Source organism: Baekduia sp., assembly GCF_035685985.1.
Taxonomy (GTDB): domain Bacteria; phylum Actinomycetota; class Thermoleophilia; order Solirubrobacterales; family Solirubrobacteraceae; genus Baekduia.
This window is the reverse complement of the sequence record NZ_DASRZV010000009.1, coordinates 27,042-41,112: the sequence shown is the minus strand read 5'-3', so window position 1 is coordinate 41,112 and position 14,071 is coordinate 27,042. Positions and strand designations below refer to the sequence as shown.

The 14,071-nt window shown below is 73.8% G+C and carries 11 protein-coding genes; 4 read left to right on the top strand and 7 right to left on the bottom strand.

Annotated elements, in window-relative coordinates; translation table 11 throughout:
* Nucleotides 1-28: 28 nt before the first annotated feature.
* Nucleotides 29-2,707: an alpha/beta hydrolase domain-containing protein gene (locus VFG42_RS03775; RefSeq protein ID WP_324905410.1), complete on the bottom strand. Its 2,679-nt coding sequence runs from the start codon at nt 2,705-2,707 to the stop codon at nt 29-31.
* 148 nt (nt 2,708-2,855) lie between these two features.
* Here VFG42_RS03775 and VFG42_RS03770 point away from each other — a divergent pair, with 148 nt between their 5' ends.
* The gene (locus VFG42_RS03770) at nt 2,856-3,500 is read left to right on the top strand and encodes a TetR family transcriptional regulator (protein ID WP_324905408.1); all 645 of its coding nucleotides are present in this window, start codon (nt 2,856-2,858) and stop codon (nt 3,498-3,500) included.
* Here the strand turns inward: VFG42_RS03770 and VFG42_RS03765 are convergent.
* On the bottom strand, nt 3,497-4,516 hold the full coding sequence (locus VFG42_RS03765) for a LacI family DNA-binding transcriptional regulator (RefSeq protein ID WP_324905406.1): 1,020 nt from the start codon (nt 4,514-4,516) through the stop codon (nt 3,497-3,499). The genes VFG42_RS03770 and VFG42_RS03765 overlap by 4 nt on opposite strands.
* Before the next feature lie 139 nt (nt 4,517-4,655).
* Between VFG42_RS03765 and VFG42_RS03760 the strand changes: the two genes are divergently transcribed.
* From VFG42_RS03760 to VFG42_RS03750, 3 genes are read left to right on the top strand one after another with little or no spacing between them, the layout of a single operon-like run.
* Complete coding sequence (locus tag VFG42_RS03760) at nt 4,656-6,113, top strand: APC family permease (protein WP_324905403.1); 1,458 nt, start codon at nt 4,656-4,658, stop codon at nt 6,111-6,113.
* Entirely contained in the window at nt 6,113-7,288 is a 1,176-nt protein-coding gene (locus VFG42_RS03755; RefSeq protein WP_324905464.1) for a Xaa-Pro peptidase family protein, read from the top strand. Before VFG42_RS03760 ends, VFG42_RS03755 begins: the two co-directional genes overlap by 1 nt.
* On the top strand, nt 7,285-8,409 hold the full coding sequence (locus VFG42_RS03750) for a histone deacetylase (RefSeq protein WP_324905401.1): 1,125 nt from the start codon (nt 7,285-7,287) through the stop codon (nt 8,407-8,409). Before VFG42_RS03755 ends, VFG42_RS03750 begins: the two co-directional genes overlap by 4 nt.
* A 64-nt stretch (nt 8,410-8,473) precedes the next feature.
* Here the strand turns inward: VFG42_RS03750 and fdhA are convergent, their stop codons facing one another.
* From fdhA to VFG42_RS03725, 5 genes are all read right to left on the bottom strand, one after another.
* On the bottom strand, nt 8,474-9,709 hold the full coding sequence (fdhA, locus tag VFG42_RS03745; RefSeq protein WP_324905399.1) for a formaldehyde dehydrogenase, glutathione-independent: 1,236 nt from the start codon (nt 9,707-9,709) through the stop codon (nt 8,474-8,476).
* A 156-nt stretch (nt 9,710-9,865) separates the two neighbouring features.
* Complete coding sequence (locus tag VFG42_RS03740; protein WP_324905397.1) at nt 9,866-11,374, bottom strand: AMP-binding protein; 1,509 nt, start codon at nt 11,372-11,374, stop codon at nt 9,866-9,868.
* 5 nt (nt 11,375-11,379) lie between these two features.
* Nucleotides 11,380-12,015 (bottom strand): TetR/AcrR family transcriptional regulator, encoded by a 636-nt coding sequence (locus tag VFG42_RS03735; protein WP_324905395.1) that lies wholly within the window; start codon nt 12,013-12,015, stop codon nt 11,380-11,382.
* A 16-nt stretch (nt 12,016-12,031) separates the two neighbouring features.
* On the bottom strand, nt 12,032-13,240 hold the full coding sequence (locus VFG42_RS03730; protein WP_324905392.1) for a thiolase C-terminal domain-containing protein: 1,209 nt from the start codon (nt 13,238-13,240) through the stop codon (nt 12,032-12,034).
* Nucleotides 13,240-14,061, bottom strand: a complete 822-nt coding sequence (locus tag VFG42_RS03725) for an SDR family NAD(P)-dependent oxidoreductase (protein ID WP_324905390.1) — start codon at nt 14,059-14,061, stop codon at nt 13,240-13,242. Before VFG42_RS03725 ends, VFG42_RS03730 begins: the two co-directional genes overlap by 1 nt.
* Between the last annotated feature and the right edge of the window lie 10 nt (nt 14,062-14,071).

Here is a 14,071-nt window from a genome sequence, read left to right as displayed (position 1 = left end):
CCAGCGCGGCGCCTGACCGTGGGTCGGGCTAGATCGACAGCACCACCTTGCTCGCGGTGGCGCCGCCGACCGTCACGGTCAGCGTGTAGCGCCCGTGGGCGAGCGCGCGGCGGCCCTTGAGCGTCACGGCGCCGGCGCCGCGGCGGGCGGTGGCGGTCGCGACGGCGCGGCCGCCGCGGCGCAGGACCAGGCGCGCGCTGCTCGCCTGCTTGCCGGAGAACGTCACCTTGCAGGTGACCTTCACGCGCTTGGCGCCCTTGGCGGTGCAGGCGACCTTGGCGTCGCGGCCGGGCTTGCCGGTCGCGCCCTTGGCGCCGGTCTCGCCCTTGGCGCCGGTCTCGCCCTTGGCGCCCGCGGCGCCCGCGGCGCCGGTCTCGCCCTTCGCGCCGGTCTCGCCCGCGGCGCCCGTGGCGCCCGTCGCCCCGGTCTCGCCCGTGGCCCCCGTGGCCCCCGTGTCGCCCCGCGGGCCGGTGGCGCCGTCGACCGGCACCGCGCGGACGAGCGTCGAGCACGACTTCGTCGTGGCGTGGCCGACGCGGTCGGTGGCGGTGTAGGACACCGTCTTGGTCCCGGCGGTCGCGGTGTCGATGGCGACCGTGCCCGCCGCGTCGCCGGCCAGGCCGGCTCCGACGTCGGTGGCGATCGCCGTCGCCTGCGCGGCGTCGCCGACGTACGCGCTCGACGGGCACGCCAGCGCGACCGACGGCGCGGCCGCGTCGACCTCGACCGTCCGCATGGCGGTGGCCGACACGTTGCCCGCCCGGTCGCGGACCGCGCCGCCGACCGTCAGCGATCCGGTGGTCGTGCGCGACGCGCCGGCCGGCACCGACGCCGGGTCGACGCCGCTGCCCGCGCTGCCGTCCGCCAGCGCCGGGTCGGTGGCGCTGACCGACAGCGTCACCGCGTCCTTGAACCAGTCACCGTCCGGCCCGGGGTACTCGGGCGCACGGTCGGCCGCGATCGTCGGCGCATCCGGCGCCGTGCGGTCGATCTTGACGCCGCTGAGGACGTTGGACCAGGCGGTCGTCTCCACGCGCGAGGGCTCGACCGGCGAGGGCACCGTGTGGGTCGTGCTGCGCACGCGGAACGCGTAGGTGCCGTCGGGCAGCGCCGCGCCCGCGCCCGCGAAGCTCCGCGCGGCCAGCGCGTCGGCGCCCGCGACGCCGGCCCACCGGGCGCTGGGCGCCGCGTCCTGGGCCTCCAGCTCGTAGGTCGTGTCGGTGGTGACCGGCGACGGGCCGCGCCAGCTCAGCCCGAACGTCCCGGCGTTGACCTCCCCGCCGGACAGGACCGGCACCGTCGGCCGCAGCCGCGTGAAGTCGGCGGCGTCGGCCTTCAGCGCGTCGACGCCGGAGTCCGTGAGGAAGCCGCCGCCCCGCAGCGCCTCGGCCTGCGCGTCGGACCGGTCGACGTAGTCGCCGTAGTCGCTGTAGGTCGTCTCGAGCGCCGACAGGGCGAACGGCGTGCTGGAGCCGAGCAGCCCGCAGAACGCGCTGAACGGGTTCGTCGTCCCGGCCATGGCCGAGTTGACGGAGGACTCGGTCGCGACCGGCACCGTCAGGCCCGGCAGCTGGATGCCGCCGATCTCGTTGCCGTTGGCGTCACGCGACAGCGCCGCGCCCGCCGTGACGTCCACGTACTGCGCGCGCGGCGCGATGGCCGGCGCGGCGCCGCCCTTCGCCCACGTCGCGAGCGCGTCGAGCGCGCGGTTGGCGACGTAGGGCCACTGGATCCGCGACAGCGCGGGCTTGGTGCAGTCGGCCGACTGCACGCCGAGGTCGCGCGTCGCGGACGGCACCCAGTTCTTGTAGGCCACGAACGGGAGGTGCGAGCCGCCCGCGATCTCCCAGTGGCGCAGCGTCGCGCTGTCGGCCTCCGGCGACGCGGGCCGGGTCGTGACCTCGCGCTCGCTGAGCACGCGCATGACCTTGGCCGTCTGGTCGGTGCGCAGGGAGCCGGTGGCGACCGTGATGAAGAACCCGTCGATCAGGTTGGCGACCGGCTGGATCGCGTTGTAGTAGTTGTTGAGGCGGCTGCCGGACTGCGACTCGCCGCTGGCGATGACCTGCGTGGTCTCCAGCCCGCCCATCGGGTCGCGGCCGTTGAACGCGCCGCGCGTGGCCTTCACCGCCTGGGAGAAGATGTCGTAGGACAGGATGTCGGCCGGGGACACGCCGCCGGAGTCGACGTCGAGGTCGCCGTAGCGCGCGGGGCTCCAGGACTTCAGCGCGTTGACGCCGACGCGCTGCGCCGAGACGCCGACCCACGCGTAGCCGTGGTCCATCAGGTACTTGGGGTCGTTGAACCAGTTCCACTCGACGTCGAAGCCGGCGGTGACGTTGTCCCACTCGACGATCGTCGTCCCGTTGAACTTGGCCGGGTCGGACGGGCGCCGGACGACGATGCGCGTCTTGTAGGGGTACAGGCCGCCGGCGGGGCCGTCGAGGACCTTCGTCGACGTCGTCAGGCCGGAAGGCGTCGAGTACTTGGTGGCGTCGCCCGACAGGTTGTACTCCTTCTCGACGTAGCCGCCGCCGGCCAGGTCGAGGTCGGACGCCAGGAACGGGTGCGACGTGGCGGTGACCGGGATCGGGCCGGACACCGTCGGGGTCGGGACGTCGGACAGGGCGGCCGACGCCGCGGACGGGCCGACCGCGGCCGCGGTCAGGGCGCAGGCCAGCGCCACGCAGGTGCGTGCTGATCGCACGGTTCTCTCCTCCAGGAACGGGACCCGGCGCGCCCATGGGACAACGCGCGCTCGGATTCGGTGAACAGGTGTTGACCGTAACCACACACGACCTTCCGGGTCAAGCCTGTTTCGCTTTCCTGCCCTTCGGTAGGGTCCACCGTGAGCCGTGAGCATCCGTTCACCCAACGATCCGCCGAGGGTCCGCGCCGCGCGCAAGGAGCAGACGCGCCGCCGCCTGCTCGGCGCCGCCCACGAGCTCCTGGCCGAGCAGGGGTTCACGAGCCTCAGCCTGCGCGAGGTCACCCGCCACGCCGGCGTCGTGCCCGCGGCGTTCTACCGCCACTTCGACAACCTCGAGGCGCTCGGCCTCGCGCTGGTGCAGGAGAGCTTCGCCAACCTCAACGGGGCGCTGCGCGCGGCCCGCGCCCGCGAGGGGGCCGACGGGCTGACGACCGCCACGTCGGCCGAGGCCGTGCGCCTGCTCGGCTACGCCCGCGAGAACACCGCGAGCTTCCGCTTCGTCGTGCGCGAGCGCCTCGGAGGCTCGGCCGCGATCCGCGCGGCGATCACCCGCGCGATGGAGCGCTTCGAGGGCGACCTCGCGCTCGACCTCGCCCGCGAACCCGCGCTGCGCGCCTGGAGCACCGAGGACATCAGGCTGCTGGCGTCGCTGCTCGTGACGATGATGACCTCGGCCGTCGAGCAGATGGTCGAGGCCGAAGGCCCGGCCGCCCAGCAGGCGATCGAGCAGCGGATCCTGCGCCAGCTGCAGATGCTCGGCGCCGGCGTCCGCGGCTGGGACGGCGCCTAGCCCGCGCGCTTCCGGGCCGTCGACCCGCGCTCGCGCAGCTCGGCGTCGACGATCAGCGAGCCGGTCTCGGCGCGGGCCTCCAGGCGGTCGGCCAGGAACGTCATCGCGGTGTCGCCGATCGTCGCCGCGTGCAGCTCGAAGGCGGTGATCGACGGCGACGTCGAGCGCAGCGCGTCGCTGTCGACCGTCGAGGCGATGCCGAGGTCGTCGGGGACCGCGATGCCGAGCTCCTGCGCGACGCGCAGCGTGCCGAGCGCGAAGTGGTCGAACGTCGCGTAGATCGCGTCGGGGCGGTCGGGGCGCGACAGCAGGGCGCGGGCCGCCGCGATCGCGGCGTCGGCGGTCGGAGGGCCGGGGACCTTGACCGCCAGCGGCTCGCCGCCGCGCGCCCGGACCCAGTCGCGATGGGACCGGATCATGTCGTGGGCGTAGGACCGGGACGCCGCGCCGGTCAGCAGCGCCGGCCGCGTGTAGCCGCGTGCCTCGAAGTGGTCGAGGACCTGGGTCGTCAGCGCCGCGTGGTCGTTGTCGACCCACGAGACCTCGCCGGTCCGCCGCAGCGGGCGGCCCGCCGTGACCACGACCTTGCCGGTGTCGACGAGCGTGCGCAGCAGCGGGTCGCGGGAGGTCGGGTCGATGATCACGGCGCCGTCGATCGCCAGGCCCTCGACCGCGTCGGCGCCGAGGTCGGACGGCGTCAGCATCGGCGTGTAGCCCCGGCGCAGCGCGGCGGCCGACGCGGCGTTGAGTACCTCGATGAAGTAGGCCGAGTCCGGCAGCAGGATCTTGCCGCGGTGGCCGCTGACCTGCAGCGCGACGGTCATGTGGCGCCCGGTGGCCAGGCCGCGGGCGTGCACGTTGGGCTCGAAGCCCAACTCGGCGGCCACCGCCATGATCCGGGTGCGGGTCTCCGGACCGACGCGTCCCTTGCCGTTGAGGGCGTGGCTGACCGTCGTCTTCGAGACGCCCGCACGCGCCGCGATGTCCTGGACCGTGGGTCGGCGCGTGGGTTCCACCGCGTCCATTCTCACGCATCGGGCTTGCTTCGCGCGGACTCAGGCGCTACGGTGCCAAACCGGTTGGGCGCCAAACCGGTTAGGCAGATGGTCGCACCCTCCCGACGCCGCGCACCCCGAGAGAGGAGACTCGACCCCGATGTCCGCCGTTTCGCCGACGAACGACCACAGCCAGGAGCTGGTCCGCGACTTCACGTTGCGCTCCACCCTGTCGCTGGCCTTCGCGTTCGTCTCGCCGATCGTCGCCCTGTACGGCATCTTCGCCATCGGCCTGACCACGATCGGGCCGGGCTTCTGGTGGGGCTTCCTGGTCACGCTGGGCGGCCAGATGCTGGTCGCGCTGACCTTCGGGCAGCTCGCGTCGCGCTGGCCCTACGAGGGATCGGTGTTCCAGTGGTCGCGCCGCCTGCTGGGCGAGACCTACGGGTGGTTCGCGGGCTGGGCCTACATCTGGGTGCTGTGCATCGCGATGGCCGCGGTCGCCTACAGCGGCGCCGGGTTCCTGGCCCAGGTCGTCGGGATCGACACGCCGAGCCAGACGACGCTGGCGCTGCTCGCGCTCGGCCTGCTGGCCTTCGCGACGTGGGGCAACACCCACGGCCGCCACGTGGTCAAGATCATGGTGGCCTTCTGCATCGGCGCCGAGGTGATCGGGTCGATCGGCGTCGGCGCGTGGCTGCTGCTCTTCCACCGCGAGCACGGGCTGGGCGTGATGACCGACGGCCTGGGCTCCGCCTCGACCGCCGGGTTCATGTCGACGCCGGTCGTGCTCGCGATCGCCTACGCGGGCTGGTCGTTCCTGGGCTTCGAGAGCGCGGGCGCCATCGCCGAGGAGGTCCGCGACCCCCGGCGCGCGGTGCCCAAGGCGATGGCGTTGTCGCTGTTGTTCGTGGCCCTGGTCGTGATGTTCTCGTCCTTGGCGATCATCCTGGCGATCCCGGACCTCGGCGCGGTCGCGTCGGGCCAGGTCGCCGACCCGGTCGTCGGCACGCTGGAGGCCCAGCTCGGCCACACGGCGACCGAGGTGCTGTTGTGCGTGTTCCTGATCGGCTTCCTGGCCAGCCTGCTGGCCATCCAGGCCGCGGTGTCGCGGATCATCTGGGCGCTGGCGCGCGAGGACCGCCTGCCCGCGGCGACGTTCCTGCGTAAGCTGTCGGGGCGCGACCGGCTGCCGGTCCGCGCGATCTGCGTCACGTTCGTGATGTCCGGCGTCCTGTTCCTGCTCAGCGGGACCGACATCTACACGATCCTCGTCACGTTCACCTCCGGCGGCTTCTACATCGCGTTCTCGTTCCCGGTCATCGGGCTGGCGGTCGCGCGGGCGCGCGGGACCTGGCGGCCCGCCGAGGACGGCTTCCTGTCCGGGACCAAGGGCGTCGTGATCTCCTGGGCCGCGCTCGTCTGGCTCGTGCTGGAGACCATCAACATCGTGTGGCCGCGCGGCGGGCTGCCCTGGTACGAGGACTACGCGGTGTTCCTCGTCGCGGGCGTGATCGGGATCGCGGGCGTCGTCATCCGCACCCGGCTGCCGCGCACGGGCGCCGACGCGCCCGCCGAGCCGCACGCCGAGGCCGCGCCGGCCCTGGTGGCCGAGTGATGTTCGCCTGGCCGGAGGTCGACCGCGCGGTGCTGCGCGCCCACCGTCACGCGCGGGTCCGCGCGCTGATGGACGAGCGCGGGCTGGACCACCTCCTGCTCACGGGCCCGGACCACATCCGCTACGTCACCGACTACCGCGCGCAGATCATCAGCGAGGCCCACGACTGGTTCGCGGTGGTCGTCGACGGCGAGGGCGAGGCCGACGTGTTCGGGCCGTCGGTCGGCGAGACCGTCCTGGCGCCGGTGCCCGAGCTGCCGCTCGTGCGCGCCGAGCACCCGCTGCCGTCGTGGTGCCCGGCGATCGGGCACCCGGAGTTCTGGGTGTCCTCGGTCGCGCGCGAGCTGACGCGCCGCGGCGCCCGGCACGTCGGCTACGAGGGCCTCGACCCGGCGCTGCTCGAAGGGCTCCGCGCCGCGCTGCCGTCCGTGGCCTTCGTCGGCGTCGGGCTGGACCTGTTCCTGACGCGGCAGGTCAAGCATCCGCTGGAGGTCGAGCTGGTCGAGGCCGCCGCGCGCGTCAACGCCGGCGCGATGCAGCGCGCGCTCGAGGTCGCCGAGGTCGGCATGACCGACCACGACCTGCTCGCGGCCGCCAACGCCTACGCCCAGTCGATGGGCGCCGAGTTCCTGAGCCACTCGGTGTGCAACCTGCGCAAGGGCAGCGGCGACTGGTTCGCGCACGGCGCGGAGATCCGCGAGGGCGACGCGTTCTTCTTCGACATCGGGTGCTACGGCGTCGGCGGCTACGCGTCCGACGCGGCGCGCACGGGGTTCGTCGGCGAGCCGCCCGCCGTCGTGGTGAAGGCCTACGAGACGTTGTTGGAGGCCTACGGAGAGCTGGTCGCCGCCGCCCGCCCTGGGGTGCGCGCGTCCGAGCTGGTCGCGCGCGTCAACGGGTTCCTGCGTGGCCGTGGGCTGGGGGAGACGCCCTACTCGATCGGCCACGGCGTCGGGCTGCGTGGATGCGAGCTGCCGACGCTGCACCGCTCCGAGCTGCTGGACCGCGACGCGGCCCTGGTCGAGGGCATGACCATCGCCTTGGAGCCCGAGACCTCGCTGGAGGTCGACGGCCAGGTGATCGTCCTCAAGGTGGAGGACAACTTCGTCGTCGAGTCCAACGGGTTGCGGCGCCTGACCGAGGCCCCGACGCTGGAGCAGGTGGTGCGCGCGTGATCGACGTCTTCTGGCACGACGCGGTCCTGGACCACGACACCGGCGAGGGGCACTTCGAGCTGCCGGCCAGCCCGCTGCTGGCCGTCCAGGAGCGCCACCCCGAGAGCGCGCCGCGGATCGCCAACATGAAGTCCATGCTCGAGCGCGGCCCGCTGGCCGACCGCGTGCGCTGGCGCGACGGCCGCCTGGCCGAGGTCGCCGAGCTTCAGACCGTCCACGACCCGGCCTACGTGGCGTGGGTCCAGGAGGCGATCGCCGGCGGCGGCACGCGGCTCTACGGCCATACGGTGCTGACGCCGCGCTCCTGGGAGCCGCTGCGCGCGGCGGCGGGCACGGCGCTGGCGGCCACCGACGCGGTGCTCGCCGCCGGCGGCGGCGACGAGGCGGCGCGGGTCGCGCTCGCGCTCGTGCGCCCGCCCGGCCACCACGCCCAGCCGGCGCGCGCCGACGGCTACTGCTTCTTCAACCACGTCGCGCTGGCCGCCGAGCGCGCCCGCCGGGCCGGCGTCGAGCGCGTCGCGATCGTCGACTGGGACGTCCACCACGGGAACGGCACGCAGGCGTGCTTCTACGAGCGCGCCGACGTCCTGACGATCTCGCTGCACATGCGCACCGGGCTCTGGGGACCGTCGCATCCGCAGACCGGCGGCCCGTCGGAGACCGGGCTGGGCCCGGGCGCCGGGCACAACGTCAACGTCGAGCTGCCGCTCGGCTCCGGCGACCTGGCCTACGCGATGGCCTTCGACCGGATCGTCGCGCCGATCCTGCGCGAGTACGACCCGCAGCTGATCGTCGGCGCCTGCGGCCAGGACGCCTCGGCCTTCGACCCCAACGGCCGCATGAACGTCACGATGGACGGCTTCCGCGCGCTCGGGCGGAGCATGGGAACGCTGGCCGACGAGCTGACCGACGGCCGCCTGCTGCTCGTCCAGGAGGGCGGCTACGCCCCGACCTACGCCGCCTTCTGCCTGCACGCGACGCTCGAGGGCGTGCTGGGCGAGCCCGAGCCGCTGCTCCAGGAGACGCTGGCGTTCTTCGGCGACGACCTCGGCACCGCGCGCGCGGCGATCGACGGCGTGCACAGCGCGCTGGCGCGCCACTGGGCGCTGCGCGCTCGCTGACGGGCGCGGGCGCCCGCGCCGGGCTGAGCCGGCGCGGGGTTCCCGGCACGGGTCGCGGCGGCGCCTACGCGGCGGCGCCGACCAGGCCGTGAGGGTCGAGGATGAACTTCTGCGCGGCGCCCGAGTCGAACTCCTCGTAGCCGCGCGGCGCGTCGTCCAACGTGATCACGGTCGCGTTGACGGCGTCGGCGATGTGCACGCGGTCGTTGAGGATCGCCTGCATCAGCCCGCGGTGGTACTTCATCACCGGCGCCTGGCCGGTGGCGAACGTCAGGCTCTTGGCCCAGCCGATGCCGAACTGCAGCGAGAGGTTGCCGTGCTTGGCCGACTCGTCGGCCGCGCCCGGGTCGCTCGGGACGTACAGGCCCGGGATGCCGATGCCGCCCGCCGCGCGCGTGATGCCCATGACCGTGTTGAGCACGACGGCCGGCGCCTCCTCGCCGTTGGTGCCGTGGCCCTTGGCCTCGAACCCGACGGCGTCGACGGCGCAGTCGACCACGGGCACGCCGAGGATGCCCTCGATCGCGCCCGCCATCGCCTCGGGGGAGTCGACCTTGGAGAGGTCGATCGTCTCGCAGCCGAACGACCGCGCCTGGCCGAGGCGGTCGGCCTGCATGTCGCCGACGATCACGACCGCCGCGCCCAGCAGCTGCGCCGAGCACGCCGCGGCGAGGCCGACCGGGCCCGCGCCCGCGACGTAGACCGTCGAGCCGGTGCCGACGCCCGCGGTGACGCAGCCGTGGTAGCCCGTCGGGAAGATGTCGGACAACATGGTCAGGTCGCGGATCTTGTCCATCGCCTGCTCCTTGTCCGGGAACTTCAGGCAGTTCCAGTCCGCGTAGGGGACCGTGACGTACTTGGCCTGCCCGCCCCGCCAGCCGCCCATCGCCACGTAGCCGTAGGCCGATCCCGGCTGCTCGGGGTTGACGTTCAGGCAGACGCCGGTGTTGCGCTCCTTGCAGTTGCGGCAGCGCCCGCAGGCGATGTTGAAGGGGATCGACACGAGATCGCCCTTCTTGATGAACTCGACCCCCGGCCCGATCTCGATGACCTCCCCGGTGATCTCGTGGCCGAGCTGCAGGCCCTCCGGGGCGTCGGTGCGTCCGCGGACCATGTGCTGGTCGGATCCGCAGATGTTCGTCGCGACGACCTTGAGGATCGCGGCGTGCGGCAGCTCCCGCCCCACGTTGTCGGGGTGGACGCCCGGCCCGTCCTGCAGGACGAAGCCGGCGTCCGCGACGTCCTCGACCTCGACGTGGCGGATCCCGCGGTAGATGACGGCGCGGTTGGTGTCAGCCATCGGGTACTCCCTTCACGGCCGCCTCGGCGACCGGTTGGACGTGGTCGGCGGTGCCACCGCTGGGTCCACGGCGTCCGCCGTCGGGCACAGGGTGCCCCAAGTCCGGGAAGAAAGGCCATCGAGCGCCGGAGAGAGGCGCGTAGGCGCTCGCGAACGTCAGGGGCCGGCGTAGCGCTCGGCCAGCCGTCGCTTGAAGAGCTTGCCGGTGTCCTGCCGGGGGAGGTCCTCGAAGACGACGACGCGGGGCACCTTGTAGCCGGCCAGCTCGCGGCGGACGTGGGCGCGGACGGCGTCCTCGTCCACGGCGGCGCCGGGCGCGAGCTGGAGGTGGGCGGCGATCGCCTCGCCCCAGTCGGCGTCGGGGATGCCGAAGACCGCGACGTCGACCACGCCGTCGAGCCCGAGCAGGCAGGCCTCGATCTCGGCCGGGTAGACGTTGACGCCGCCGGAGATGATCATGTCCTTGATCCGGTCGGTGATGTGGAGGTAGCCGTCGGCGTCGAGGTGGCCGGCGTCGCCCAGGGAGACGAAGTCGTCGAGGCCGATCGCCGCGCGCTGCTCGGGGCGGTTGAGGTAGGTGAAGTCCGGCCAGAAGGACGGCGGGCGCAGGAAGATCTCGCCGGTCTCGCCGGGGCCGAGGTCCCGGCCGTCGGAGCCGACGATCCGCACGGCGCCGTCGGCGACCGGCCGGCCGACCGTGCCGGGGTGCTCCAGCCACGCCGCGGTGTCGGTGACGACGACCAGCCCGACCTCGGTCCCGCCGTAGTACTCGTGGACGATCGGGCCCCACCAGTCGATCATCGCGCGCTTGACCTCGACCGGGCACGGCGCGGCGGCGTGGACGACCGACCGCAACGACGACAGGTCGTACCGCGCGCGCGTCGCCTCCGGCAGCGCGAGCAACCGCGTGAACATGGTCGGGACCATCTGGATGTGCTCGATCCGGTGGGCCTCGACCAACGCCAGCAGCCGCTCCGGGTCGAACTTCGCCATGACCGTCAGCTCGCACCCCATCCGCACCGCGAACAGGGCATGGACGTTGGGTGCGGTGTGGTAGAGCGGCGCGGGGATCAGCGTCCGCATCCCCGGCGCGAAGGCCAGGCCCTCCAGGACCAGGCCGGCGATCGCCTGCGCGGACTCCGGCGGCGTCGCGTCGCGCAGGACGCCCTTCGGCGTCCCGGTCGTCCCGGACGTGTAGATGATGCTCATCGGCGCGGTCGTGACCGGCTCGGCGGGCGGGACGCCCTCGGCGACCAGGGCCTCGTACTCGACGTGGCGCCCCGTCGCGCGCGCGGCGGTCGCGTCGAGCGCCAGGGCCTCGACGACCTCGTCCGGCGGCACGACCTCGACGATCGTCGCGTCGGGCGCGGCCGCCTCGGCCACCGCCACCAGGTCGCTGTGGACCACCACGATCCGGCTGCCGCTGTCGGCCAGCACGTGGGCGACCTCGCGGCCGGTCCAGCGCGAGTTGATCGGCACCGGCGCGCAGCCCGCCACGCCGATCCCGATGCTCGCCTCCACGAAGCGCGCCTCGTTGTGCAGCACCAAGGCGACGCGGTCGCCCGGCCGCGCGCCGAGCGCCGCCAGCCCGCCGGCCAGGCGCGCGGCCCGCTCGGCCAGCTCGTCGTAGGGACGCTCCAGCGTCCCGGACCGCAGCAGCGACATCGTGCTCAGGACCCCTCGTCGTCGGGCAACAGCATGTCCAACAGGTCGCCGCGCGTCCCGGCCCAGAGGCGGCGGGTCGACTGCGGCGAGTGGCGCAGCAGGCGCAGCAGCGCGACGCCGCGGATCGCGGCCAGCGCGGTGTTCCAGCGCGTCGTAAAGCCGGGTGTCTCCACGCGCTCCGCGCCGAACAGCTCGAGCGCGACCTCGGTGACGTGCGTCGACATCGCGCGCTCCTCCTCCTCGACGGCGGCCTGCAGCTCGGGCGCGCCGCGCGAGGCGAGCGCCAGCTCGGTGACCGTCGCGAACAGCGGGCCGCTGAACTGCTCGAAGAGGAAGTCCAGCGCCGCCTGCGCCCGCGCGCGCGGATCGCCCGACGCGGTCTCGACGACGTCGCGCACCGCCTGCACCTCGCGCTCGGCGAGATGCCGCAGCGCCTCGCCGACCAGCGCGGTCTTCTGCGGGAAGTGGCCCTGCGCCGCGCCGCGCGAGACGCCCGCGCGCTGGGCGACGGCCAGCGTCGTCAGCCCCTGGTAGCCGTGCTCCAGCAGCTCGTCGACGGCGGCGTCCAGCAGCAGCCGGCGCGTCGCGCGGCTGCGGTCCTGCTTGGGCTCCAGCGAGCCGAGACGGGGCGCGGGCGTCATCGGCGCATTCTCGCGGTCACGCCGCCGGCGGCGTGTAGACGGTGACGACGGCCGCGCCGCCCAGGCCGATGTTGTGCTGCAGCGCGACGCGCGCGCCGTCGACCTGGCGCGGCCCGGCGCTGCCGCGCAGCTGCCAGGTCAGCTCGCCGCACTGCGCCAGCCCGGTCGCGCCGAGCGGGTGGCCCTTGGAGATCAGCCCGCCGCTCGGGTTGACGACCGGGCCGTCGCCGCCGTAGGTGGTGGCCTCGGCGTCGACCAGGTGATGGCCCTCGCCCACGGCCGCGAACCCGAGCGCCTCGTAGGTCAGCAGCTCGTTGGCCGAGAAGCAGTCGTGCAGCTCGCAGACGTCGACCGCCGCCGCGTCGATCCCCGCCTCCTCGTAGGCCTGCCGCGCGGCGTCGCGCGACAGGTCGAAGCCGACGATCGTCGCGCAGCTGGCGTGCTCGTCGAACGTCGAGGCCAGGTCGGTGACCAGCGCCTGCCCGGCGATCTCGATCGCGCCCGCCCAGAGGTCGTGGGCGTCGACGAACCGCTCGCTCGCGACGACCACGGCGGCCGCGCCGTCGGACGTCGGCGAGCACTGCAGCTTGGTCAGCGGCGCGTGGATCATCGGCGCGTCCAGGATCTCCTCCAACGTGTAGGCCGTCTGGAACTGGGCGTAGGGGTTGTTGGTGGAGTGCCGGTGGTTCTTGTAGCCGATCCACGCGAAGTGCTCGGGCGTCGACCCGTGGCGCTCCATGTGCTCGCGCCCGGCGTTGCCGAACATCTGCGGCGCCATCGGGGAGGCCTCGGGCGCGCGCAGCTCGGCCATGCGGTCGAGGTGGCGGTCCAGCGCGGGCGTGCGGTCGGCGTACTTCATGCCCAGCGACCCGCGCTCCATCTTCTCGAAGCCGATCGCCAGCGCGCACTCGGCCAACCCGCCGCGCACGGCCTGGCGCGCGAGCCACAGCGCGCTCGACCCCGTCGCGCAGTTGTTGTTGACGTTGACGACCGGGACGCCGGTGAGGCCGAGGCCGTAGACCGCGCGCTGCCCGTAGGTCGAGTCGCCGAAGCAGTAGCCGGCGAAGACCTGCTCGATCGCGTCGTACCCCACGCCCGCGTCGGCCAGCGCCGCGCCGCCCGCCTCGACGGCCCAGTCGGGGTAGTCACCGTCCTTGGTCCCGGGCTTGGAGAACGACGTCATCCCGACGCCGACCACGAACGTCCGTCGCGGCGCGCCGGCCATCACGCGCCCATCCCGAACGCGATGCCGCCCGACACGTTGAGCACCTGGCCGGTGACGTAGTCGCTCCACGGCGAGCACAGGAACGCGATCCCGCCCGCGGCCTCGGTCGCCGTGCCGGCGCGCCCGAGCGCGATCATGGCGCTCATCGCGGCCTTGGCCCGCTCGGGGATGCCGACCGCGACCGCGCGGCCGCCGACGTCGATCGTGGTGTCCTCGCTCTTGGGCGCGGTCAGGCGCGTGTCGATGACGCCGAAGGCCACCGCGTTGACGTTGACCTTGTAGCTGCCCCACTCGCGCGCGAGCGTCTTGGTCAGCCCGATGACGCCGGACTTCGCGGAGGAGTAGTTGGCCTGCCCGGCGTTGCCGTAGGCGGCCAGCGAGGCGACGTTGACGACCTTGCGGAAGACCTCGCGGCCCTCGGCGCGCTCGGCCTTGGCGGGCTCGCGCAGCAGCGGCGCGGCGGCGCGCAGCACGCGGAAGGGCACGATCGTGTGGATGTCGAGCATTGCCTGGAAGTCGGCGTCGCTGAGCTTGTGGACCGGCGCGTCGAGCGTGTAGCCGGCGTTGTTGACCACGATGTCGAGGCGCCCGTCGAACGCGTCGGCCGCGGCGGCGACCAGCGCGTCGGCCGCGCCCTCGCGCGTGAGGTCGCCCGACCAGGCGACGACGTCGCCGCCGAGCCGCGCGGCGGTCTCGGAGACCGCGTCGGCGTCGAGGTCGGCGATGAGGACCCGAGCGCCGCCGGCGACCAGCAGCTCGGCGGTCGCGCGGCCGATGCCGCGGGCCCCGCCGGTGATCACGGCGGTCTTGTCGTTGAACATGCTCAGGACC